We start from the raw sequence: 21,897 nt of genomic DNA, 5'->3' as shown, positions 1-21,897 counted from the left end.
GCTTCAGCATCGACAACTTTCTGGGCGGTGCCGTGGGCTCTTTGGAACCTGGACGGCACGCTCACGATTCTGCAACCGTCTTCGCATGTTCTTTCCTCGCGTGACAAACACCGTTCCACACGGACGGACGGGTAACTCCTTATCCATATGCTCACGGGCTAGATGGTCCCATTGCCTTCATGCCCGCAATGGCGAGCTGGCGAGACAACAGAGATTTGTTGCTTGAGGCCGCCAAACTGAGCGTGTCTCGCTTTGTTCGTGGCCCGCGTCAGATTGCGAATCGCTTCAGGCGCCTGGCGGAATGCCAGCGCGGAACTGGCCTTAAGTTCACCATGTGCGCTTGCGCAGGCGAGGTCGGGGATCTGCATGCGAAGAAGCGCACACCCCTGCCAGTCGGATGGGACATCTGTTTCGAAGGGCGCCGGCAGAGGGCACTGAGTGTCCAAGGCCGGCGTCCTTGCCCAACCAACGCGTTTGAACAGTCAGTACGCCGCGTCCTACAGGGCAAAGAACGAAGACGTTTTAGCGGCGGATGACATTCCTGCCGCCTATCGGCGTCAGGTCTTCGTCCCACTTCTGCCTAGACTGACCGCGGTGCCGGCAAATGGCTGACCTCTTTAAAAGTCTGCCATCTGCCGGCCTGGGTTAAACCAACTCGGCTGAGACCTTGTTTTGGATTCGTCCCACGTTCTCGATTTCGACGGCAACGACATCGCCCGGCTTGAGGAACACCTGGGGATCACGGCGATAACCGACACCCCCCGGGGTTCCCGTGAGGATAACGTCGCCTGCTTCGAGTTCGGTGAACTCAGAGATGTCAGAAATGAGTCGGGGAATGCTGAAGATTAGAGAGGAGAGATCGGACTCCTGCATCACCCGGCCGTTAAGTACTGTGGTAATTCGGGCGTTCGTGATGTCCGCTTCATCCGGCGTGACGATCACGGGACCAATCGGGGTGCTGTTGTCCCAGGCCTTGCCCTGAAGCCATTGATGCGTCTTGTACTGGTAGTCCCGCATAGTCACGTCGTTGGCTACGGAGTATCCAAGGACGTGGGACAGGGCGTCCTCCTGAGAAATCCGGCGTCCCTTCTTGCCAATAATTACGGCAAGCTCACATTCGTAGTCCACCTGGTGGGACTCAGGGGGAATGATGATGTCGTCGTTGGCCCCCAGAAGGTTAGACGCAAACTTGGGAAATAGGACGGGGTAGCTGGGCGTCTCCCTGCCAGTCTCGTTAATGTGGTCGAAATAGTTCAACCCGACACAGAGGATTCTCGCCGGTCGGGGACTTGCGGGAAGAAGCCTCACAGATGAGATCGGCGTACGTCCGGCCAGGTCCCGTGCGGCAGCCTCCAGTTCGGCAGCACCGGTCCCCGGCCCTATGAAGTTGACGCCCAACAGTGGAACTATGGTGTCGCCATCGACGACTCCGACATGGTCGGTATTACCTTTTCGGTACGAAATGTATGCCATGTCAGATGCTCGCCTCGCTCGTCTTCCGCCACTTGGGAAGCTGGCCTCCCCAAAGATTGACGCTGCTGGGAACCGGGCTCCATTTCCGCGAAACGTATGTAACGTGGCTGTCGTAGAACCGTTCCATTTCAGCTGAAAGCTCGATGTGGTTGCCGGCGGGGTCGTCGAAGAAAACAAACAGGTTGTTGCCTGGTCCGTGACGCCCCGGGCCCCATGCGACAGGGACGTCGAGTTCCGTGAGGCGGTCGCACCAGGACTTGAAGTCCTCCCACTCGGCGAGATCATAGGAATAGTGATCCAGAACTCCGGGGGTTCCGACGTTCACCACTGCGAGGGTGTGGTGGTCTTTGTTGCTGCGGAGCCAGCAAAACTTTCCATCGGCCAGCTGGTCGCTGATGCGGAACCCGATCGTGTTGACGAAGAAGTCGATCATTGCCTGGACATCGGCGGTTCCGATGGTGGTGTGCTGGAACTTGATGGGGCGGCGACCAGGATCGGCACTGCTCTCACCCTGGCGCCACACAGCAGTATGGAAATGAACAGGGGTTCCATCGGGGTTGATTGTCGTCAAGCCCTCGACGGGGCCCGACGGAAAGTCCACGAAAGACGGGTCGAGATCTGAGACCTCATACCCATTGGCCAGGAGCCGTTCCCGGATACCTGCGATGCCGTCGGTATCGCGGACTTCAAAACCGAAATGCGCGAGGCCTTGGTCTCCGGGCAATAGATCCATGACATGGTGGCCGGTACCCCACCCCAGCCGTGCCCCGCCGTCCGGGAGGTCTGCTTGCCGGACCAGGCCGAGAACGTTGGCGTAGAACGTCTCGGCGGCGGCGACGTCCGGGACGTAGAAGCCGATGTGGGATACGGACGTCCGGCGCAGCATGCCGGAATTTTGCGTTTCTTCTAAAACAACACGGGTCGGGCGATCGACCATGACTGCTCCTTTGGGGTCGTTGTATCGAATAACACTACACTGTACTTGAAATACGATACATGCGAAAGACTTTGAAGTTTTCGAAAACTAGCATCTAGGATGAACTGTGGCAGATGACCGGAAGACCTATAGGGACGGAAACAGCACTGCTGATCGCGCCCTGACGATCTTGAGCCTTTTCAGTGAGTCGAAGAGCGCCGTGGCGGCAGCCGAGGTCGCGGAGCACTTAGGCGTCACTCGGTCGACGGCCTATCGCTACCTTCAGACGCTTGTTGGTTCCGCTTTTCTGCAGGAGGACCCAGGCCACGGCTTTCGCCTCGGAACGCGGGTACTCGAACTGGCACGAATCGCCCGGCGGGGGCATGGATTGTCGGACCTCGCCTTGCCCGTGATGAAATCCCTCGCCGGCAAGTTTCACCAAACCGCGCTCTTGACCCGACGCATAGGTTCTACTGTCGTTTGCCTGGAGCGCGAAGAATGGTCAGGCCAATATGTCCGGTTGTCCTATGAGCGGGGAAGCCAGCTCAGCATCAACGCCGGGGCCTCGGCACTGACCCTCCTCGCCTGGCTTCCCGAAGAGGAGGCACGTTCGCTGCTCTCCCAAGAGTCACTTGTGCGGTACTCGGACAAGACGCTGACCAGCGTCGATGCCATCGTGGAACGACTGAGCCGCATTCGCAGCGAGGGGCACGCCGTCACATGGGGCGAGGTCGACGCCGATGCGATGGGTATAGCAGCTCCGATTTTTGACCAGGACGGTACCGTGGCGGCGGCATTGAGCTTCGTACTCCTCCAGTCCCGCCTCCCCGACGGCGACCTGCCACGAATGGTCGAGGGCATAAAGGACGCGGCAGAGGAGATTTCCAGCTCACTGTCGCTTTACGCCGCCTGAGTAGTTCACGTCCCTTTGCCGGCGACGCTGAAAGGCGAGTGCTCGCACTACTTTAGTTGAGCAGCCCCCGGCGGGCTGTCTGCTGTCCGCTCATCCGCATCCAAACCGCGGATGGATGCGGCGTCGACACCTAGCTGTAGCCGACTTCCATTGCGATCTCAGAGCGTGCGGCACGGCTACCCCAATCCACTAGAGCAGCTTCGGACCCGTGGCAGTGCGAACATATTCACACTCGCCATTAATTTCGAAAAAGACTTGCTATGTTGATAATGAAGAGATAGCGTCGCTTGTGGCCTATCTGACAGGAAAGGAAGCCCGTCCATCACTGGCACGTCGGTCACAATCGATGGCGGCTTCGCGTATAGGACGGGCCACCCGCTCGTGCGACCGGTGCTTCGAGTAGGTAGGTGCGACACATGAAACCCGCGGCAGAGCAATACTGGCAACCGCCGGCCTCGAATTAGGAATATTAATGACACGAACTACCCGAACCGGCCTGACCGTTACTGTAACTGACGCGACCGCCAAGTACCGTGAGCTAGACCGAGCTGAAGCCACTATCCGCGTGCAGGCAATAGAGATGCGATGCGGGATCCTCGTCACCCGCCAAGGTCCCCGAACTTTCATGGTCGAACCCAGCATGGAAGTACCTTTTGGCCATACCTACGAGGCCAAGGCGGGTACGGGAGGTCATTGACCGGATGATAGGGCCCAAGTCAAGGGCTTAACGACTGGCCGACTCGGCAAAGGGCCCGAGCTTACTTCCCAAATCTGCCTGACTATCGCGTGCTCGAAACGGAAGTACTGGGATTCGATCAGCGCCAGATCCACTTTGAAAGCACCAGAATCCGGCCGTCTTTCCTKCGACGTCATAGTCACGCGCCGCCGCTGTGGCGCCGACAACGGATCCGGACAGCCCCTAAACAAGTCTCTAGCTAGCGCGGCTGGCCGGGATCCGCTCCCGCTTCCGCTCCAGTTCCACCGGAGGCAGGATGCCATCACGGCAACCATCGGCCCCTGGCATCGGGCCGGGTGAGGAAGTTGATCGTCTGGTCCCACTACTGGATGGAAGGGCAACGTCCTGAACGAACGCGTGAAGGTGGGTCGTCAGACTGCCCAGGATCTGCCTCAGCCGCTCGTCCGGGGTCCGCGAGAAGCTTTGTAACACCTCGGACCGCAACTGCACCGCGCCCTGGAGGGCTTCGCTGCCATCCAAACGGCCGACGGCAGCACCGACCACATCACCGCACACGGTGAAAGCTACGAAAAAGCCAAGACCGCCCTCGAGGCCGCCACCGGAAGACACGAAGCCGATCGCCATCCGCACAGACAGCTGAGCGGAATGCCCGAACAGAAGCGGACGGCGCCACGTCAGGAATGGGTCCAGTTGTACCGGCAAGGCCTCAAGACCGCCAAAATCGCAGCCGGATATCGTCCTCCGTCCGCGCAAGGACTCTGGTGTCGATTGTCTACAGCCACCAGGGAAGCGTTCCTCTTCTTTCAACGTTTCAATTGCAGGCTGAGGCGGTCCACGCCGTGCATGGCGTCTGCGGCCCGCACCAGGGTCAGGTGGGAGAATGCTTGTGGAAAGTTTCCCGCCATTCGCTTTTCCTTCATTGAATATTCTTCGCTGAGCAGACCGAGGTCATTGGACAGTCCCACCAGCATGTCCATCAGGTTCTCGGCGTCGGTCCAGCGGCCTGAGCGCGCGTACTGTTCCACTAGCCAGAAGGAGCATGCGAGGAATGGATGTTCTCCCGGTTCCAATCCGTCGACTCCCGTCTCGGTGCGGTAGCGCAGCAGCAGACCGTCAGCGGTGAGCAGCTCCTTTTCCAACTGCGCGACGGTGCCGAGCATGCGTTCGTCGTCATAGGCAAGGAAGCCAACCTGCGGCAAGGCCAGCAGGGCAGCGTCCGTCTGCTGACCGCCGTAGGTTTGTGTGAAAGAGTTGAGGTCCCGGTTGAAGCCGAGATCCATTATTTCGGCAGCTAATCGATCGCGGATTTGCTCCCAATGTTGGAGGGGTCCGGGCAGCCGGTGATCCCGAACAGCCCTCACCCCGCTGTCAAAGGCGGCCCACATCATGACTCTGGAATGGGTGAAATACTGGGCATCGCCGCGCATTTCCCACAGGCCGAAGTCTTTGTCCTCGAGGTGATTTTCCACAGATCCGAGCAGCGCACGCTGGAGCGCCCAGGAAAAATGGTCTTCCTTGCCCCCGGCCAGACGTAGCCTTTCAAGCGCCACCATCACTTCACCGACTACGTCGGCCTGGTACTGGGAGACGGCAGCGTTACCGATTCGCACCGGCCTGGCATTCTGATAGCCGGGCAGGTGGGGTAGCTCCCTTTCTGTCAGGTCCCTTTCACCCCCCACGCCGTACATTATTTGCAGGTCCTCGGGATCGCCGGCGAGGGCGCGCAAGAGCCAGTTTCGCCACTTCAGGGCCTCGGATTCATAGCCATGTGTCAGCATGGCCTCCAATGTCAACGACGCGTCGCGCAGCCAGCAGTAGCGGTAGTCCCAATTGCGGGGTCCACCAAAATCCTCCGGCAGGGAAGTGGTGGGTGCGGCGACAATGCCGCCTGTCTCATAGTGGGTGAGCGCACGCAGCACCAGCAGCGATCGCTTCACTGCAGCGCCGTATTTGCCGTCATCGCGGCAATTTCCTGCCCAGGTGCTCCAATAGTCCACCGCAAGTTCAAGAGCAGCATCGACATTGATGGCAGGCGGCACATCCTCGTGCGAGGGGAACCAGGTCAGTTCGAAGTCGACGTTCTGCCCCTGTGCAACCAAAAATTCCCCGGCATGCCGGTGACCTTCGGCCAACGGGAGGGAGTCTCCTCGTAGGGCCAGAGCGTCCGGTCCCGACATGGCCAGCAGTATCTCCGCACGCCGAACCGCCGCGTCATCACGGACTCGGCTTACCCAAGGCAACACAGTGGCGTATTGGGGTCTGATTCTAATCTCCTGGCGCATGAGGACGGTTCCGCTCAGTCCTGTCACGCGACGGACCAGACGCGAACGGCCGTCACCCACCGGCATGAAGTCCGTCAACAGGACCTTGCCGGCGTCGGTCTGCCATGTTGTGTGGAGTACAAACGTCGAGTCCACATAGTGACGGTCAATGACGACGGCGTCAGGCTGGCTTGGTGCCAGCAGCCATCGGCCATGTTCCTCACTCCCAAGCAGGGCAGCGAAGACAGAGGGCGAGTCAAAACGCGGGAAGCACATCCAGTCCACGCTGCCTTGCCGGGAAACAAGAGGTCCGGTGTGAAGATCGGAAAGTAGCGCATAATCTTCTATTGGTGCGACCATGCTTCACTCAATCACGACGGGACGGAATCCAGATAGGCTCCGGCTTCCCCCAGCCCTTGCTTTCCGCAGACCGCCTGCGCCGTCGCGTTCGTGCCAAGCATCCGTCTGCAGAAACAGTACTTCACGCGTTGGCTCCGCTGACCTCGGTGAAGGCTGGCATAGTCTTCAAACGTGGGGCATGTCAGGCGTGGGTAAGTCGGAGTCCTGGGGTGCAGTTGAAGAACGCCGGCTGTACAACGCTTGCAAACGGGATGATGAGCCATTGGTTGCCGTAGAACTCCACGTAGGAGTCGGAGGGGCAATGTGCAAAGGCTTCGTCTCGAGTCATCTTGGTGTTCCCTCCTCTAGCGTTCGAACGAGCAGGACGTGAGCCTGGCCGCGTCATCCAAAAGCCCTCCACGACTCGACTCTGGGATGCTGAGCTCGGTGTCTACGCAATTCCTACTGCCGCTGATCCAATATTTCGAATATCTGTACGGTGCAAGCATATTCGCAATATTCCGAAATATCAATATATTTTCGAAAACTAGTTCGCGCTTCGGAGATTATGAAGTCGGGGCGCCTGGATTAGCCCTCCGCTCTTGAGGTCAACCCAAAGTTCTAGTCTGGGGGGTCCTCACGGATTTGGGCGAGCGGAAGCTGCTGGACATCGCACTGCACACGGTCCGGCGATCGGATACGCGACAAGGCTGCGACAGCCAGCGCTGGATTAGAGAACATCCTGGACGCCCTGGCTGACCTGGGCGCCCGGACCACGTCGAACGTGACGACCACGTCGAACGTGACGTGAGTGGCGGAAGTGACAGCCCACGCCGAGCTTATTAGTCTCGGCATCTTGGACGTGACGCTCAACCGGACACTCGCCAGGCGCCGCAGACATTTCGCAGTCGCTGTCCCTTTACGCCGGCTGAGAGATCATAGCTCACGCACCCTCGCCAGGGAGACGGTGCAGTGCAGGACTACAGGTCAAGCTTTTCTGCGCACACGCATGAAATCCGTGTCGACGAACTGACCGCTGGCCCGAAGTCACACGAAGTGTTAGCTCAGCCTTAAGTGCAGCCTCCGGCGGCGGGGCGCCCGCTGAGAACTCCTCCGGTCCAGCCACCCCGCATATGGGCGCGTGGTCGCCCTGGCTGCAACGGAACTTCCAAGCGCTCCTAGAATGTGGCCGCCTCTCACGGTTCATCAGCACAACTTGCACTCCTGTGCAGAGCAGCGAAAGATCCACATTTTGCCGTCCTATTTTCGAAAAGATCTTGTCATATCGATATGGAGGCACTATCTTGAGTAGGATCCGAGCGGGGAAAAGCGCACGATTCACCAGAGGACAAAGATGTTCACACAGAGCGGCGCCACGCACCTGAGGCTGAGACCGGAGTCGTCCCGCCTGTTCGTCCCCACAGCGACGACCCTCAATACAGCCGTCACCCCGCACCGAAAACGAAACACCCACGTACTAGGAGGCCCAATGTATTCACAAGCCCAAGGCCATCGGCTCAACGCCATAACGCACACGTCCCCGCAACGGCGGCGGGCGGCGGCACGCGTGCTCACAGTCCTGCCTTTGGTGGCGGGTTTGATTGCGCTCACCGCATGTGGCGGCAATAGCCAGAGTGCAGCTGGCCAGGCAGTCAGCATCGATGTTGGGACGAGAACCCTCACCATCGACTCAAGCAAGGAAACCAAGATCGCCTTCTTCGTTGAGGGGACCAACAACAGTGCGGTAGCTGCCAGCGTCGACGCGGCACAGAAGAAGGCAAAGGAACTCGGGGTGAAACTCGATGTGTTCGATGGAAAATTCGACGCAGTCACCCAGCGCAACCAAATGCAAAATGCCCTCAATCGCGACTACAACGCTTGGGTAGTTGGGGCCGTCGACGGGAACCTCGTATGTTCCATGGTCACTGAGCAAGCTCCCGCGAAGAATATCGTTACGGCAACATACGTATTGCCGATCTGCGGACGCAATGCCAACGAGGGAGCAGAGCTCTGGGCACCAGGAACCACGACGTACGTCGGCGGAACCGAAACGCCCCGTGCATTTAAGGCGATCATGGAGCGCGCAATCGCGGAAAATCCGGGCCCCCAAAAGGTTGGGGTGATCACGGGGCCGGAACTCAACCCGATCACTCAGAGTTTTGATAAAGCACTGGCGGAGATCAAGTCCGAACACCCTGAATTTCAGATCGTGCAGGAGGCACGAACAGACTACTCCACGCCTGTCGCACGGGAAAAAGCGGTACCAATGCTGCAGGCAAATCCTGATCTGTCCGTGATCATCACGGCCTTTTCCAATATGTCGCGAGGAGCGGTCTCGGCATTGCAAGCGGCCGGCAAGAAACCCGGGGACGTCAAGATTTACGAGTCGGGTGGGACTAAGTGGGCTGTGCAGGCTCTTCAGGACGGCTGGATTGAATCCTCAAGTGCGTTCTGGCGAGGCCAACCTGCAGCGGCCGCCGTTGAAGCCGTCGTTGCAGCCCGCAAAGGAAAACCCGTTGAGCGCGTGATACTCAATGGCGGCCACCCCGTGCTGCCCGGCGGCAAACTCGAGGACGTGTTTCTCCTTGACAAGAAAAACGTTCTCACCGTCGGCTACGAGCCCGAAATCGACTGATGACTAATACAGCAGAAGAGCCGATTGCCGTTTCGTGCACCGGCGTCACTAAAGAATACGGAGCAACACGGGCTTTGTCCGGTGTTGATGTGACCGTCCTCACCGGAACCATTCATGCGTTGGTAGGCGAAAACGGCGCAGGCAAGTCGACATTGCTGGGGATCCTAGCTGGACGGGTGGTGCCAAGCGGCGGTCATATCGAGATACTGGGCGACGACGCCCCCCTAGGTAATCCGAGAGCTGCCCGCCATCGAGGGGTCGTCGCCATTTACCAAGAGCTCACTATCGTGCCTGCGTTAAGCGCATGCGCCAACGTCTTTCTCGGACAGACGACCAGCCGGATGGGCGTGCTATCGGAGCGGGTAATGAAGCACCGCTTTGCTCAATTGTGCGAGATGCTCGGTGTGCGCATCGACCCGGATATCTCCGCAGGCCGGCTTTCGGTTGCAGACCAACAGCTCCTCGAAATCATGCGGGCCGTGCAGGCGGATGCGCGACTCATTCTTTTCGATGAACCAACCGCGTCCCTCGCGGAGTCCGAACGCGAAGCGCTGTTTCGTTTGATGAACGATCTCCGCAATCACGGTGTAACAATGATTCTCGTCTCACATAATCTCGACGAAGTCCTGTCCATTAGTGACGCAATCACCGTTTTTCGCAATGGCACCGTCCAAGACAGTCGCCCGACTCGCACGTGGAATAAGGCAACTCTGATTGAAGCGATGCTCGGTGAAACGAAAGTTTGGGAACACACTCCTCGGATGCGTCAGGTTCATGTCGGTGAACCCCTTGTTGCAGTCACAGGACTTTGCGTTGAAGGCGCTCTAGTCGATGTCAACATCGACGTCAGCCCTGGTGAGATCGTGGGAATCGCTGGCCTTGTGGGTTCCGGCCGAACCACACTACTGCGTGCCCTTGCAGGACTGGAAAGCTCAGCTACGGGCCATTTGCGGATTGATGGCATGCCCGTATCGTGGCCTCACACGGTGCGTGCTGCGCGCAAACTTGGCATTGCTCTAGTGCCGGAGGATCGCAAGTCGCAGGGATTGGTGCTTGGAGCCAGTGCGGCGGAAAACATAATTCTCGGCAATATGGCAGGAGCTTCCCGCTGGGGGGTGATCTCCCAGCGTCGAATGCGGAGCTCAGCGCAGGCGGCGGCCGAGGAGTTCGGCTTCGACAGTGCCAAAATCGATCAATTGGCGCGGAACCTCTCTGGAGGGAACCAGCAGAAAGCGCTCCTCGCGCGCTGGAAATACTGTCCGCCGAGGTTGCTGTTGGCAGACGAGCCCACCAGGGGCATCGACATCGGCGCCAAGCTAGAGATCATCGAAACCCTGCGAAACTTCGCGGATTCCGGCGTCGCCATTGTGGTCGTTTCCTCAGAGATCGAAGAAGTCATCTCAGTCGCCGACCGAATCTTCGTTCTGGCAGAAGGTCGTGTGACCGCGTCCCTGGACGCGGCAGATCGGAAACTCACTGTCGAAAATATCCTTCATCACGCATTCAAGGTGGAAACAGCACATGTCTAGGTCCGTACAACAAATCACTCATTCCCACAACGCTTCATCTACTCTGGCCCCGGGTCCGTCCACAGACGGCGCGGTGCCAGCCCGTACGGGAAGCGTCCGAGGACGCACCGCTGTCCTGCTTCACCGATACGGGATGGTCGTGCTCTTAGCTATTCTGGTCGTCGCAGCACAAGCGCTCTATCCGGGCTTTCTGACGGGGGAGACGGCGTCAAACATCCTCAGTCAGGCCGCCCCGATAGGCATCATCGCAGTGGGCATGACGCTGGTCATGATCACCGGCGGCTTCGACTTGTCGGTAGGCGCCGTCTACGCCGCCGGCGCTACCTTCTATGCCAGCTTTGCGTCTCAAGGCGTCCCGCTGCCTTACGCTGCAGCTGCGACCGTTGCGCTGGGCTTGGCTTGCGGGGCACTCAACGCCCTCATAGTCGCTCGCTTGAAGGTCAACTCTTTTGTCGCAACGCTCGGCACAGCGTCGATCATTGGCGGTGCCGCGTATATTTACTCGAATTCTAGGTCATACGTAGTGTCTGACCCGGTTTTTGGCGAGCTCGGCAACGGCGCATTCCTCGGGATGCCCATATCAATCTGGATTCTCCTCGTGGCCTTCGCTGGTGCCCAGTTTGTGCTGTCCAAAACAATCTACGGTCGCTCAATCTTTGCGATCGGAGGAAATAACGAAGCTGCGCGCCTGGCCGGCCTCCGAGTGGACGTTCTAAGAGCAAGCACATATGTCATCCTTAGTGGCTGCGCAGCCGTAGCCGGAATGCTGATGTCCTCACGCCTCGGCGTGGGCCAAGCCGATATCGGCGCGACAGTAGCGTTGGATGCGATCGCAGTGGTAGTCATCGGCGGAACATCGCTCCTGGGAGGGGAGGGAGCGATCTGGCGAACCATGATCGGTCTGCTAATCGTCGGAGTGCTTGGCAACCTGCTCGATTCGTTGGCAGTCGATCCGAACGGACAGATGCTGATCAAGGGTGTCATCGTAATCGCCGCAGTGGCGCTAGACACGCTCGCAAAAAGGAAAAGGGGATAACCACCCGGTGTTTGAACCGTCCCAGGTTTGATGCCGCTGTCTTCTGTGAGAAAGATAGCGATTATGGCCAAGCAGTTCCCTCCCGAGGTCCGTGACCGTGCGGTGCGCATGACGGTGGATCGGTTGTCCGAATACCGGCCTGTTTATGGCGCCGAAGCTCGGAGTCGGTCGTGAATCGCTGCGCCGTTGGGTTGTCCAAGCCCAGGTTGATACCGGTGAGAAGGCCGGTCCAAGCAGTGACGAGCGGGAGGAAATCAAGCGGCTCCGGGCTGAGGTGCGGGACTTGAAGGAGTCCAACCAGATCCTGAAGCAGGACTCGATTTTCTTCGCGAGGGAGCTCGACCCTCGCCGCCGCTGATCTGTCGATTCATCGACGAAATGCGCGCTGTTGGTTATGCGGTCGAGTCGATCTGCGCCGTCCTGCGGGAGCAGGGCGTGGCGTGCAGGTCGCCGCACGAACCTACCGGGCGTGGAAGAAGCGCCTGCCGGCCCTGCGCACCATCGAAGACGCACGCGTCACCGACGCGCTGCGCAGCTTGAAAGTCCCCGAGGCGAAGGGACGCTCCCGGCGCGAGAGCATCTACGGGCGGCGGAAGATGACGCAGTGGCTGCGCCGTAACGGCTTCCCCGAAGCTTCCAAACACGCCGTGGACCGGCTCATGCGCGAAGAGGGCATGAACGGCCTCGTCCGGGGTCGCAAGACCCGCACCACGGTCCCCGGCAAGGACGGCCGCCGCGCCGGCGACCTGCTGAGCCGGGATTTCACAGCACCGGCCCCGAACCGGATCTGTGTGACGGATTTTACGCATGTCCCGGTCTACTCCGGATTTGTCTATGTTGCCTTGGTCATCGGCCTGTACTCCCGGGCGGTCGTTGGCTGGGAGACCTCAACAATCAAGGACACGGCGTTCGTCGAACATTGCCTGCGTATGGCCTTGTGGCGGCGGGAGCAGACCGGCCGGCCCGTGTTGGCGGGACTGATCCCATCACTGCACCGTAATTTCCAGGCGCTCCTGGAATGTGGCCGCCTCCCCACGGTTCATCAGCACAACTGGCACTCCTGTGCAGAGCAGCGAAAGACGCACATTTGTCAACAAATTTTCGAAAAGATCTTGTTATATCGATATGAAGATACTATCTTGAGTAGGCGTCCGAAGCGCGAGACGAGCTCTCAATTCACCAGAGAACAAAGATGTTCACACACAGCGGTGCCATGCACGCGCAGCTGGGACCGCAGTCGTCCCGCCTGTTCGCCCCCTCAGCGACGACTCCCGATGCCGCCGACATCCCGCACCGAAAACGAAACACTCAGGTATTAGGAGGCCCAATGTATTCACAAGCGCAACGCCATTCGTCATACCGCCATACCGCACACGTACTCGCAACGGCGGCGGGCGACGTCCCGCAGCTCTTTCATTCTCACGGAAGGTGTCCCGAATGAGTGACATCGCCCTTACCCCGACGCGTGCCCGCCTGTCTGGCTCGTTCGCTCCAGTTCGCCGGGTGCTCCGAAATAGGTCGTCGGGGATGGCGCTGGCCTTGGTCGCCCTGTGCGTTGTCGGCGCGTTCAGCAGCCCCCAGTTCTCCACCCTCAGCAACGGGCTGAACGTTGCCCAGCAGGTTTCGATCATCGGCATCATGGCGGTCGGAATGACCTTCGTGATCATCGCGGGAGACATCGACCTCAGCGTCGGCTCGATCTACGCTCTTGCCAGCGTGTGCGCTGCACAAGTCCTTGCTCAGGGCCAGTCGATGCTCCTCGCTGTCGCCGTGGGCCTGGGGGTCGGAGCACTCGCTGGGGTCGTGAACGGCATCCTCGTCGTGGTGTTCAAGATCCCGTCCTTCATTGTCACGTTGGGCACCCTCAGCGTGTTCCGGGGGATCAGCCTGCTGATGACCGAAGGAAGCCCGATCTCTCTGAAATCGGGCCTAGCAAACATCGATCAGTTCGCGGTGATCGGTCAGGGGCGGCTCTTCGGTCAGGTGCCTGTTCAGGCGGTCATTTTTCTTGCCGTTGTGGTCCTCGGTGTGCTCCTTCTGACTCGCAGCAGGTTCGGATTTCACGTCTACGCCATCGGCGGCAGCTCTACCGCTGCCCGGCTTGCCGGCATCAACGTCTCCCTGATCCGTGTGTTGAACTTCGCGATCACGGGCATCCTCGCCGGTCTGGCTGGCCTCATCGGACTCTCGTTCCTGCTCTACGTGCAAGGCGTCTCCGGCGCCGGACTGGAGCTAACCGTCATCACCGCAGTCATCGTCGGAGGCACTGCCTTGTTCGGTGGAGCCGGAAGCGTCGTCGGCACCGTCATTGGCGTACTCATCATCGGCGTGCTCAACAACGTGCTCGTGCTCCACGGAGTCTCATCGTTCTGGCAAACCACCGTCATCGGAATCGTCATCATCGCCGCCGTCGCGTTCGATGCCTTCATCCGCAGACGCACAGCTTGACCTCCCACCCCGCACCCAATCGATCACCCCGAAAGGACCCCTCATGAAGCTCCAGCGTTGGTGCACCGTCGCGTCAATAAGCGCCCTCCTGCTCACGGCTACTGTCCTCACCGGCTGCGCCACCGCCGATCCCACAGCCGCAGCCCCCAGGTCGGACGCGGGCGCGGTAACCGCGTTCGTACTCTCACCCCGCATCGCCGACAAGGTCAAATCGGGCGAAGAACTCAACATCGCCGTGAGCGCCCCAAACACCTCCCTCGCATTCGCTGCCCCTCAACGCAAAGGCGTCGAGCGTGCCGCGAAGGAACTCGGCGTTCATGCACGATTCATCGGACCGAGCGACGGCAGTGCCGACGGGCAGATCAACGAGCTCCGCACCCTGATCAGCCAAGGCCAAGTCGACGGCATAGCGCTGTCCGCGGTGGCGAACGATGCCCTCAAGCCCGTCATAGCCGAAGCATTCGATGCCGGTATCCCCCTCATCGCCTACAGCACCGACAATCCCGACTCCAAGCAGCTCGCCTTCATCGGCACCGATGTCGCAGCCGGAGGAACCCTCGAAGCGACCGAGCTCGCAAAAGTGCTCGGCGGAAAAACGGGCAAAGTCGTGACCTTCTCCGTCGCGCCGGAAGCCGCCTGGTCCGCCACCCGCTTCCAGGCCTTCAAAAAGGCCCTGCCGGCGGGACTGGAGGTCCTCGACCCGATCAACACTGGTACGGAGCCGGCGCAGATGTTCACCGCATTGCAGAACGCGATGTCCGCGAACCCCGACGCAGTTGCGATCGCCTCGATGGACTGCTGCAGCTTCACCTCGGCCGCGAAATGGGTGGACGAATTCGCCCAGGGCAACAAGCCGGTCGTCGTCGGGTTCGACGCCCTCCAGCAGACCCTCGACTACATCCACAAGGGTGTAATTTCGTTCGCCATCAGCCAGGCCCCCTCCAAGCTCACCTACCAATCCGTGAAGATGCTGCGGGACTACATCGAAGACGGAACACCGCTCACCGACACCACCCTCGATCTGGTGCTCGTGACCAAAGACAACGTCGCCGATATTACCCCGGAGGGCTGATCCGATGACCGAAGTCGTGCTCGAGGCGGCCGGGCTCAGCAAGTCCTTCAGCGGCATCCCCGCCTTGAAAGACGGCACGATCACCCTACGCCGAGGATCCATCACCGGGCTTGTCGGAGAGAACGGGGCCGGGAAAAGCACCCTGTTGTCCCTAATCTCCGGCAACCTAAGACCCGACAACGGACGGCTCGAGATCGACGGAGTGCACGTCACTCACTTCACTCCCGCCACCCTCCTGCAACAGCACGGGGTCGCCCTCGTGCCTCAGGAGATCGACTTGGCACTGGACCGTTCCGTCGCCCACAACGTCATGCTCGGTCGAGAAGGCCCCCCCATCCCCAGGCTTGCCGTCATGCGCCGCGAAACGATCGACCTGTGTCATCGAGTCGGCCTTCACGCTGACCCGTCGCGGCCCGCCCGGGGTCTACCGGCGGCCGAACTGCAACTCCTCCTCGTCGCCCGGGCCCTCGGGCGCAGATCTCGAGTGCTGCTCTTCGACGAACCGACCGCGAACCTCACCCCACCTGAGGCGGACAGGCTGCACACCCTGATGCGAGACCTGACACGCCGAGGTGTCTCGATCGTGTACGTCTCTCACCACCTTCGTGATGTCCTCAACCATTGCGACCAGATATACGTGATGCGAGACGGCGCTGTCCGGGCCCGCTACGACAACGGCAGTACCGAAGGCGCCGAGGGCGCGGCCGTAACCGAAGATGTCCTCGTGGCCGAAATGATCGGCCGGGAGCGCACACCGCACCGGAGGGCGGCACCTCGTGCAGCATCGTCGTCTTCCGTGGAGTTCGACCACTGGACCGGGCCGGGGTTCGGCCCCATTACGACCACCCTTACCGGGGGAACCATCGTCGGTGTCGCCGGGCTGCCCGCCTCCGGTCGGACAGAGCTTCTGAGCTCCATCGTGACCGCGACCGGAACGACCGGCTCCGTGCTCGTCGACGGTACCCGGCTCCGGCTCGGAAGCCCGAAGGAAGCCCTGATCGCAGGGGTCGGTTACGTACCTCCCGAGCGAAGATCAGAGGGCGTGTTCCTGGATCTGTCAATCGGAGACAACATCGCCTCTCTGAACGTCGTCTCGCCTCTTCGCGGGTTCTTCGATACCCCAAAGAGCAGACGTCAGCGTGCCCGACCGGTGTTCGAGCAGGCCGGAATCTCCGGCCGAATCGAGCAACCCCTCCGCGAGCTCTCCGGCGGCAACCAGCAGAAAGCCGTGCTGGCACGAGCCCTCACCAGCACACCCCGATTCCTGCTGCTCGACGAGCCCACCCGGGGGGTGGACATTGAAGCGAAGCGATCCATTCACGCGCAGGTACAGCGACTCGTCGACACCGGCTGCACCGTCCTCGTCTCCAGCTCCGACGTGCCAGAACTCCTCGAACTCTGCGACCGCATCCTCGTGATGAGAGACGGAAGCATCGTCGCCGACCTCATCACTGCCGACGCCGACGAAGAAGCCGTCCTCGAACCCGCCCTACGAGTTACAGACCGACCCGCATTCGCACCCGCTCATTCCGCAACCCCCGAGAGACAGGAACCCCAGTGACCAATCATGCCCAACGACGCACTGCACCCTCATCGCACGGCGATGTCAGCTACCTCATCGTCGGCACCGGACCGGCTCACCCCGAAGGGAGGCTCGCATGAATACCTCACGAATCGACCTCGTGATGTGGGAAGGCAGCGTCCGAAAACTGGCCTACGCCCAACAGGTCGAGGCGTCAGCTGTAGCCGGGTTCACCGGACTCGCCCTCACCCCGGCCGCCTTCCGTACCGCCATCACAGACCACGGGATCGCCGGAACGCGAAGCCTCGCTGAACAAGCCGGTCTATCGCTCCACCTCGACACCGTCACCGGCTGGGCGCCTATCCGAGTGCCCTCCGGAGCGACCAGCGCACAGAAGGCACGGTTCGACGTCTCTGTCAGTGAGTGCCTAGAGCTAGTCGACGCACTCACGCTTCGTTCGATCCTGGCCGTGGCGGTCTTTGATCACGGCGCCGTCGACCAAGACGATCTTGTCCGCGGGTTCGGAGCGCTCTGGGACCGAGCCGCCGAGCGAGAAGTGCCCGTGAACCTCGAATTCATGCCGTTTTGGGGAGTGCCCGACCTCGCCGCCGCCTGGAGGATCGTCGAACGAGCAAACCGGCCCGGAGCCGGGATCATGCTCGATACCTGGCATTTCGCTCACAGCAACCCCGACCTCGACCTCCTCGCACGAATCCCCGAGACCGTGCCTATCCACCTTCAACTCGCCGACGGATCGCTCGCCGCCCCCGGCGCGGATCTCATCGACGCTACGATGCACACACGCCAACCCCCAGGCACCGGGTCACTCCAGATCCAGGACGTCGTGAATATCGTTACGCGGCGCGCACCCGCCATAACGGCGGGACCCGAGGTGTTCTCCGACGAATTGGACGGCCTCGATGCCCATACCATCGGTGAGATCCTTGGAACGACCACGCGCTCTGTCCTCGAATCTGGCGCCGCGAAAAGCCGTGTTTGATGGTCGACCACCCACCTCTCTCAGCAGTGGTCCCGGGCCCCACGCGCCGGTTCGCCGACCCAACATCCGACAGGAGGCCGATGAACTGCACCACCGCTGCTCCCGGCCCGACATGAGCATCGCCGACATCCTCTGCGACTCTCACCCTCGGGAGGCGGCAGCCTTCATCTCCCTGGATTCAGAGCACACCGGGGTCGGCCTGACGTACTGCAGCCGGCGTTCATCGGCGGAGCGGGATTGCCGTCGCTGTTCTACCAGACAACCCCCATTCTGCTGCTAGCGCTGGGCCAAACGTGTGTGCTGCTCGTCGGGCGGTATTGATCTTCGGCGGCGGCGATCGCCATCCTCAGCGCCGTGGTGCTGGCCCAAAGTCTCCCGGCGCTGGGGGCGCAGCACTGCCCCCCGGCCATCGGCGTCGGCGCCTTGGCCGGTATGGTGAACGGCGTCGTCGCCAACTTGTTCCAGGGGCCTGCCTTCGCGGTGATGCTCGGCACCCTCGGCGTGTTGCAGGCCCTTTCATTGATCCTTTCCAACCAGACCACCGCCGACGTCTAGTCAACGGGGCCGCTGTCACGTGGCTCGTCGACTACACGGTGGCGGTGCTGCCGCTGTGCGCCTGGCTGTCCTTAGCTTCTCGCGGCCATGCTCTGGGCGGTCGTACAGTTCACGAGGATCGGCTTGAACATGCGGGCTGTGGGGCTCAACGAGCGGGGGGCCATACTCTCTGCGCCCCGCACGAAGTTGACTAAAGTGCTGGCGTACGTGCTGTCGGGAGCCTTCGGAGCGACCGCGGGCATTGTGCTCACCGCGCAACAAGGAACAGCATCGGCGTCGGGGCTCGGCATTGGGCTGCTGCTGCCGTGGTGGGTGGAGTGGCCGTCACCGGCGGAGTCGGCAACCCCATGGCAGTCATTGCGGGGGCCTTGATAGTGGCGCTCATCCCGGTGGGCAGTTCGGCGATCGGCGTTCCCCCGGTGTTCCAGCAGATAGCCTACGGAATTATCGTCATCTTGGCGATGCTGTCGACCATCAATCGATCGAAACTCAAAGAAATCAAGTGACCATCGTGGCTCACTGGAAGGACACCATGCAGACCACAGACACACCGCTCGACCCCACATCGACACTGCTTCGCTTTTACGAGGCCGAGACAGCCTATCTAGCACCCGGTGGAGGAGACTTCGCAGTAATTGCCGAGACGCTCGACCCCGACTGCGTGCTCCATCAGCCCGCGTCACTGCCCTACGGCGGTGAATGGCGCGGGCCTGCGGGATTTGAGGCTTGGATGGTCGCTTTCGGCCAGGCCTGGTCGCGGCTCGAGGTGATCGACCCGCAGTTCTTTCCTTCGGGTGAGGACTCGATCTTCGTGCGCTCCCACGTCAGCGCCACGGCGCGAGTAAGCGGCAAGGAGGCCGAGTGGGATCTGCTACAGCACTTCCGGGTGCGCGACGGCCGGATCCTTGAGCTGAGGCCGTTCCACTGGGACACTACCGTCCTTCTACAGGCGCTACAGCCCGTCGCCGGTGAGGTGGCCCCATGACCGGCCTGCGCACGGCGTTGGTAACCGGCGGTGGGTCGGGCATAGGAAGGGCCACGGCGGTTACGCTGGCCCAAGCCGGCTATGACGTGGCCGTCACATACTCCGCCAACCGTTCAGGCGCCGAGCATACCGTCGCCCTGGCCCAGGAGGCCGGCGTGCGTGCCTTCGCCGCCCACGCCGACCTCGCAGACCCCGCGTCGATGACTGTCGCTATCGAAGGCCTGGTCGGCAGTCTCGGGGGGCTCGACGCGTTCGTCAACAATGCGGGCATGCAGGAGCTCTCCCCGTTTCTCGAGACAGAGCTCGACTCCTGGCAGCGGGTGATCGCGGCCGATCTCACCGGGGCGTTCGTGGCGGCGCAGTCGGCCGCGCGCATCCTTCGATCACAGGGGCGAGGCGGAGCGATCGTGAACGTGACGTCGCTCCACGCAACGGTGCCGCTCGGCAACGGGGCGTCGTACTGCGCAGCGAAGGGCGGCCTGTGGGCACTCACCCAAGTGATGGCGCTCGAACTCGCCGAGTATGACATCACGGTGAACGCCATCGCCCCCGGTGAGACGGCGACACGGATGAGTGGCGCCACCGACGGCGAGACCAAGGTTCACCGCCCCGACGTACCGGCGGGCAGGCCCGGCGATCCCGACGAGATGGCGGCGGCGATCGCCTACCTGGTGTCGCCGAAGGCGCGCTTCACCACCGGGTCGCAACTGTTGGTCGACGGTGGCCTGTCGTTAATGGCCGCCATCCCCAATCAGCGCACGATGATGAGGTCGCGTCCGAAGGTGGCGCACAGTGAGTTTGAAGGCGGGCCCATCGTGAAGGAGACGACAGATGCTGAGGCTTGAGAAGAAGGTCGCCCTGGTCACCGGAGGAACCGGCGGCCTCGGCAGCGAGATCGCACGCGAGTTCGCGCGGGAGGGAGCCGCCGTGGCGGTCATCGATCGGGCTGCTGGTGAAGAGATTGTCGCAGAGCTGGTGCAGCTGGGTGCCTCTGCTCTCGCGCTGACGGTGGACATTACCCGCGAGCCCGAGGTTGAGGCGGCGGTGGCCGAGATCGAGCGCACGCTCGGACCCATCAACATACTGATAAATGTCGCCGGCATAGCCGGATCCGCGAGCCCCACCCACGAGGCCACCGAGAGCGAGTTCGATGCGGTCTTCGCTGTCAACGTCAAGGGCACCTTCTTCTGCACCAAGCACGTCATCCGCGGCATGCTCGAGGGCGGGCGGGGTGGCTCGATCGTAAACATCTCCTCCACTTATGGAGTCGCCGCTAATGCCGACATCCCGCTCTACCACGCCACGAAGGCTGCGGTCATCATGATGGCGAAGACCGATGGCGTCACGTATGCCACCCGCGGCATTCGCTCGAATTCGATCGTGCTTGGGTCCACCAAGACACCGATGGCCGAAGCGGCCGGTGCGGTTAGCCCGGAAGGCGCGGCCTACCTACAGAATCTGATCGACCTTCATCCGGTCAAGCGGCAGGCGGAGGCAATTGAGATTGCTCGCGTGGTGGCATTCCTCGCGAGCGACGACGCGAGCTACATCACCGCGGCCGCCGTCCCGGTCGATGGCGGATACACGGCGGTCTGAGATGCCCAATGATGCTATCTGTGAGTGTGAGCCATATGGCTTGAAGCACCCTGTCGCCAATTGTCAGACAAAGGTGCCCATGTGGGTACGGCTATGGTCTCTACTCTGAATAGTTGTGAATCTGAGCGGTGAGATCCGCTGCGCTGGTTACTAGGCTGCGTGTGGTGGTTTTGATAGCTTCCGGTGTCAGGCGGGTTCTGAGGGTGACCAGACTAAGGGCCGCGCTAACATCTCCTTGGTTGTCGAAGACGGGCGCTGCGATTCCGAGCACGTCGGGGTCGACTTCGCCGTATGCAATGCAATATCCGTCTACGCGGATTTGCGCAAGTCGTTCGAGGATGCTGTCGGGCTTGGTGAGTGTGTTTTCCGTGTAGGCGTAGAGCTCGACCCCGGACAGGATTTCTCGGACGTAGTCTTCAGGCAACCAAGCGAGGAGTACAAGTGCGGATGCGCCAGCGTTAAGGCTAAGACGAGTACCGCGCTCATAGGAAAGACGGACGTATTGGCCGGGCCATTCTTCTCGCTCAAGGCACAGAATTCCTGTTCCCACTCGGCGGGTCAACAGAACCGTTTCCTTATGTTTAGCGGCAAGCTGGCGCATGATCGGGATGGCCATATCTGATAGCCCGTAGCTTCGTCGGGCTACCCGGGCAAGCTCCATAACTTTCGGGCCAAGCCGAAAACCGGTACCGGACTCTTCTACCAGGAACTCTGATCGAACGAGAGATTGCGCGTAGCGGTATGCGGTCGAGCGGCTTACGCCGAGATGTTCGGCTATGTCGTTAGCGGATACTCGGTCTTGCTGCTCGCTGAACATCTGCAGAATAGTTAATGCGCGGTCCGCCGTGCTGTTTCCGTCGCGGTAGGCGCCGCGCCGCTCTGTCGCTACCGTCATGAACTCAGTCTATGTGCAACATACG

22 protein-coding genes are annotated in these 21,897 nt (G+C 61.0%); 16 read left to right on the top strand and 6 right to left on the bottom strand.

Annotated features, from left to right (window positions below):
• Positions 1-645: 645 nt before the first annotated feature.
• Positions 646-1,473 carry a fumarylacetoacetate hydrolase family protein gene (locus AC1DEY_RS05590; protein ID WP_476867123.1) on the bottom strand — a complete coding sequence of 276 codons (828 nt, stop codon included), beginning with the start codon at positions 1,471-1,473 and terminating at the stop codon, positions 646-648.
• A gap of 1 nt (position 1,474) precedes the next feature.
• Positions 1,475-2,410 (bottom strand): VOC family protein, encoded by a 936-nt coding sequence (locus tag AC1DEY_RS05585; protein WP_476867122.1) that lies wholly within the window; start codon positions 2,408-2,410, stop codon positions 1,475-1,477.
• A gap of 106 nt (positions 2,411-2,516) precedes the next feature.
• Here AC1DEY_RS05585 and AC1DEY_RS05580 point away from each other — a divergent pair, with 106 nt between their 5' ends.
• Entirely contained in the window at positions 2,517-3,302 is a 786-nt protein-coding gene (locus tag AC1DEY_RS05580) for an IclR family transcriptional regulator (RefSeq protein WP_476867121.1), read from the top strand.
• Positions 3,303-4,233: 931 nt separating this feature from the next.
• Here AC1DEY_RS05580 and AC1DEY_RS05575 read toward each other — a convergent pair.
• The 3 genes from AC1DEY_RS05575 to AC1DEY_RS05565 form a co-directional block, all read right to left on the bottom strand.
• A complete protein-coding gene (locus AC1DEY_RS05575; protein WP_476867120.1) occupies positions 4,234-4,806 on the bottom strand; it encodes a hypothetical protein in 573 nt (190 codons plus the stop codon).
• Positions 4,803-6,620: a glycoside hydrolase family 15 protein gene (locus AC1DEY_RS05570; protein ID WP_476867119.1), complete on the bottom strand. Its 1,818-nt coding sequence runs from the start codon at positions 6,618-6,620 to the stop codon at positions 4,803-4,805. The genes AC1DEY_RS05575 and AC1DEY_RS05570 overlap by 4 nt, the downstream gene beginning before the upstream one ends.
• Positions 6,621-6,801: 181 nt before the next feature.
• Positions 6,802-6,948: a hypothetical protein gene (locus AC1DEY_RS05565; RefSeq protein ID WP_476867118.1), complete on the bottom strand. Its 147-nt coding sequence runs from the start codon at positions 6,946-6,948 to the stop codon at positions 6,802-6,804.
• Positions 6,949-8,088: 1,140 nt separating this feature from the next.
• Here AC1DEY_RS05565 and AC1DEY_RS05560 point away from each other — a divergent pair.
• The 15 genes from AC1DEY_RS05560 to AC1DEY_RS05490 all read left to right on the top strand — a co-directional run bounded on the left by AC1DEY_RS05560 (position 8,089) and on the right by AC1DEY_RS05490 (position 20,977).
• Positions 8,089-9,234 (top strand): sugar ABC transporter substrate-binding protein, encoded by a 1,146-nt coding sequence (locus tag AC1DEY_RS05560; RefSeq protein WP_476867117.1) that lies wholly within the window; start codon positions 8,089-8,091, stop codon positions 9,232-9,234.
• Positions 9,234-10,763, top strand: coding sequence for a sugar ABC transporter ATP-binding protein (locus AC1DEY_RS05555; RefSeq protein ID WP_476867116.1), 1,530 nt, complete (start codon positions 9,234-9,236; stop codon positions 10,761-10,763). Before AC1DEY_RS05560 ends, AC1DEY_RS05555 begins: the two co-directional genes overlap by 1 nt.
• Positions 10,764-10,902: 139 nt before the next feature.
• Complete coding sequence (locus tag AC1DEY_RS05550; protein WP_476867115.1) at positions 10,903-11,799, top strand: ABC transporter permease; 897 nt, start codon at positions 10,903-10,905, stop codon at positions 11,797-11,799.
• 145 nt (positions 11,800-11,944) lie between these two features.
• Positions 11,945-12,157, top strand: a complete 213-nt coding sequence (locus AC1DEY_RS05545) for a hypothetical protein (protein WP_476867114.1) — start codon at positions 11,945-11,947, stop codon at positions 12,155-12,157.
• A gap of 82 nt (positions 12,158-12,239) precedes the next feature.
• Positions 12,240-13,118, top strand: a complete 879-nt coding sequence (locus tag AC1DEY_RS05540) for a DDE-type integrase/transposase/recombinase (RefSeq protein ID WP_476867113.1) — start codon at positions 12,240-12,242, stop codon at positions 13,116-13,118.
• Between the two features lie 118 nt (positions 13,119-13,236).
• Complete coding sequence (locus AC1DEY_RS05535; RefSeq protein ID WP_476867112.1) at positions 13,237-14,247, top strand: ABC transporter permease; 1,011 nt, start codon at positions 13,237-13,239, stop codon at positions 14,245-14,247.
• Between the two features lie 43 nt (positions 14,248-14,290).
• Positions 14,291-15,319: a sugar ABC transporter substrate-binding protein gene (locus AC1DEY_RS05530; RefSeq protein ID WP_476867111.1), complete on the top strand. Its 1,029-nt coding sequence runs from the start codon at positions 14,291-14,293 to the stop codon at positions 15,317-15,319.
• Between the two features lie 4 nt (positions 15,320-15,323).
• The gene (locus AC1DEY_RS05525; protein WP_476867110.1) at positions 15,324-16,880 is read left to right on the top strand and encodes a sugar ABC transporter ATP-binding protein; all 1,557 of its coding nucleotides are present in this window, start codon (positions 15,324-15,326) and stop codon (positions 16,878-16,880) included.
• A 97-nt stretch (positions 16,881-16,977) separates the two neighbouring features.
• The gene (locus AC1DEY_RS05520) at positions 16,978-17,841 is read left to right on the top strand and encodes a sugar phosphate isomerase/epimerase family protein (protein ID WP_476867109.1); all 864 of its coding nucleotides are present in this window, start codon (positions 16,978-16,980) and stop codon (positions 17,839-17,841) included.
• 354 nt (positions 17,842-18,195) lie between these two features.
• On the top strand, positions 18,196-18,396 hold the full coding sequence (locus AC1DEY_RS05515) for a hypothetical protein (protein ID WP_476867108.1): 201 nt from the start codon (positions 18,196-18,198) through the stop codon (positions 18,394-18,396).
• A gap of 87 nt (positions 18,397-18,483) precedes the next feature.
• Positions 18,484-18,768: an ABC transporter permease subunit gene (locus tag AC1DEY_RS05510; RefSeq protein ID WP_476867107.1), complete on the top strand. Its 285-nt coding sequence runs from the start codon at positions 18,484-18,486 to the stop codon at positions 18,766-18,768.
• Positions 18,714-18,902, top strand: coding sequence for a hypothetical protein (locus AC1DEY_RS05505; protein WP_476867190.1), 189 nt, complete (start codon positions 18,714-18,716; stop codon positions 18,900-18,902). The genes AC1DEY_RS05510 and AC1DEY_RS05505 overlap by 55 nt, the downstream gene beginning before the upstream one ends.
• Complete coding sequence (locus AC1DEY_RS05500) at positions 18,899-19,381, top strand: nuclear transport factor 2 family protein (RefSeq protein ID WP_476867106.1); 483 nt, start codon at positions 18,899-18,901, stop codon at positions 19,379-19,381. Before AC1DEY_RS05505 ends, AC1DEY_RS05500 begins: the two co-directional genes overlap by 4 nt.
• The gene (locus tag AC1DEY_RS05495) at positions 19,378-20,226 is read left to right on the top strand and encodes an SDR family oxidoreductase (protein WP_476867105.1); all 849 of its coding nucleotides are present in this window, start codon (positions 19,378-19,380) and stop codon (positions 20,224-20,226) included. Before AC1DEY_RS05500 ends, AC1DEY_RS05495 begins: the two co-directional genes overlap by 4 nt.
• Positions 20,213-20,977: an SDR family NAD(P)-dependent oxidoreductase gene (locus tag AC1DEY_RS05490; RefSeq protein ID WP_476867104.1), complete on the top strand. Its 765-nt coding sequence runs from the start codon at positions 20,213-20,215 to the stop codon at positions 20,975-20,977. Before AC1DEY_RS05495 ends, AC1DEY_RS05490 begins: the two co-directional genes overlap by 14 nt.
• A 100-nt stretch (positions 20,978-21,077) precedes the next feature.
• On the opposite strand, the gene AC1DEY_RS05485 is transcribed toward AC1DEY_RS05490, so the two are convergent.
• On the bottom strand, positions 21,078-21,872 hold the full coding sequence (locus AC1DEY_RS05485; protein WP_476867103.1) for an IclR family transcriptional regulator: 795 nt from the start codon (positions 21,870-21,872) through the stop codon (positions 21,078-21,080).
• Positions 21,873-21,897 lie beyond the last annotated feature (25 nt).

Source organism: Arthrobacter sp. 05T47 (assembly GCF_056395825.1).
The sequence above is the reverse complement of the archived record's forward strand: the minus strand, read 5'-3'. Positions and strand labels throughout refer to the sequence as shown.

Excerpts from the sequence above, each read along its gene's own strand:
- AC1DEY_RS05490 (WP_476867104.1), top strand. The coding sequence starts at position 20,213 with ATGCTGAGGCTTGAGAAGAAGGTCGCCCTGGTCACCGGAGGAACCGGC.
- AC1DEY_RS05530 (WP_476867111.1), top strand. The coding sequence starts at position 14,291 with ATGAAGCTCCAGCGTTGGTGCACCGTCGCGTCAATAAGCGCCCTCCTG.
- AC1DEY_RS05510 (WP_476867107.1), top strand. The coding sequence starts at position 18,484 with ATGCTCTGGGCGGTCGTACAGTTCACGAGGATCGGCTTGAACATGCGG.
- AC1DEY_RS05560 (WP_476867117.1), top strand. The coding sequence starts at position 8,089 with ATGTATTCACAAGCCCAAGGCCATCGGCTCAACGCCATAACGCACACG.
- AC1DEY_RS05565 (WP_476867118.1), bottom strand. The coding sequence starts at position 6,948 with ATGACTCGAGACGAAGCCTTTGCACATTGCCCCTCCGACTCCTACGTG.
- AC1DEY_RS05495 (WP_476867105.1), top strand. The coding sequence starts at position 19,378 with ATGACCGGCCTGCGCACGGCGTTGGTAACCGGCGGTGGGTCGGGCATA.
- AC1DEY_RS05485 (WP_476867103.1), bottom strand. The coding sequence starts at position 21,872 with ATGACGGTAGCGACAGAGCGGCGCGGCGCCTACCGCGACGGAAACAGC.
- AC1DEY_RS05525 (WP_476867110.1), top strand. The coding sequence starts at position 15,324 with ATGACCGAAGTCGTGCTCGAGGCGGCCGGGCTCAGCAAGTCCTTCAGC.
- AC1DEY_RS05585 (WP_476867122.1), bottom strand. The coding sequence starts at position 2,410 with ATGGTCGATCGCCCGACCCGTGTTGTTTTAGAAGAAACGCAAAATTCC.
- AC1DEY_RS05545 (WP_476867114.1), top strand. The coding sequence starts at position 11,945 with ATGGCGCCGAAGCTCGGAGTCGGTCGTGAATCGCTGCGCCGTTGGGTT.
- AC1DEY_RS05555 (WP_476867116.1), top strand. The coding sequence starts at position 9,234 with ATGACTAATACAGCAGAAGAGCCGATTGCCGTTTCGTGCACCGGCGTC.
- AC1DEY_RS05590 (WP_476867123.1), bottom strand. The coding sequence starts at position 1,473 with ATGGCATACATTTCGTACCGAAAAGGTAATACCGACCATGTCGGAGTC.
- AC1DEY_RS05520 (WP_476867109.1), top strand. The coding sequence starts at position 16,978 with ATGAATACCTCACGAATCGACCTCGTGATGTGGGAAGGCAGCGTCCGA.
- AC1DEY_RS05535 (WP_476867112.1), top strand. The coding sequence starts at position 13,237 with ATGAGTGACATCGCCCTTACCCCGACGCGTGCCCGCCTGTCTGGCTCG.
- AC1DEY_RS05570 (WP_476867119.1), bottom strand. The coding sequence starts at position 6,620 with ATGGTCGCACCAATAGAAGATTATGCGCTACTTTCCGATCTTCACACC.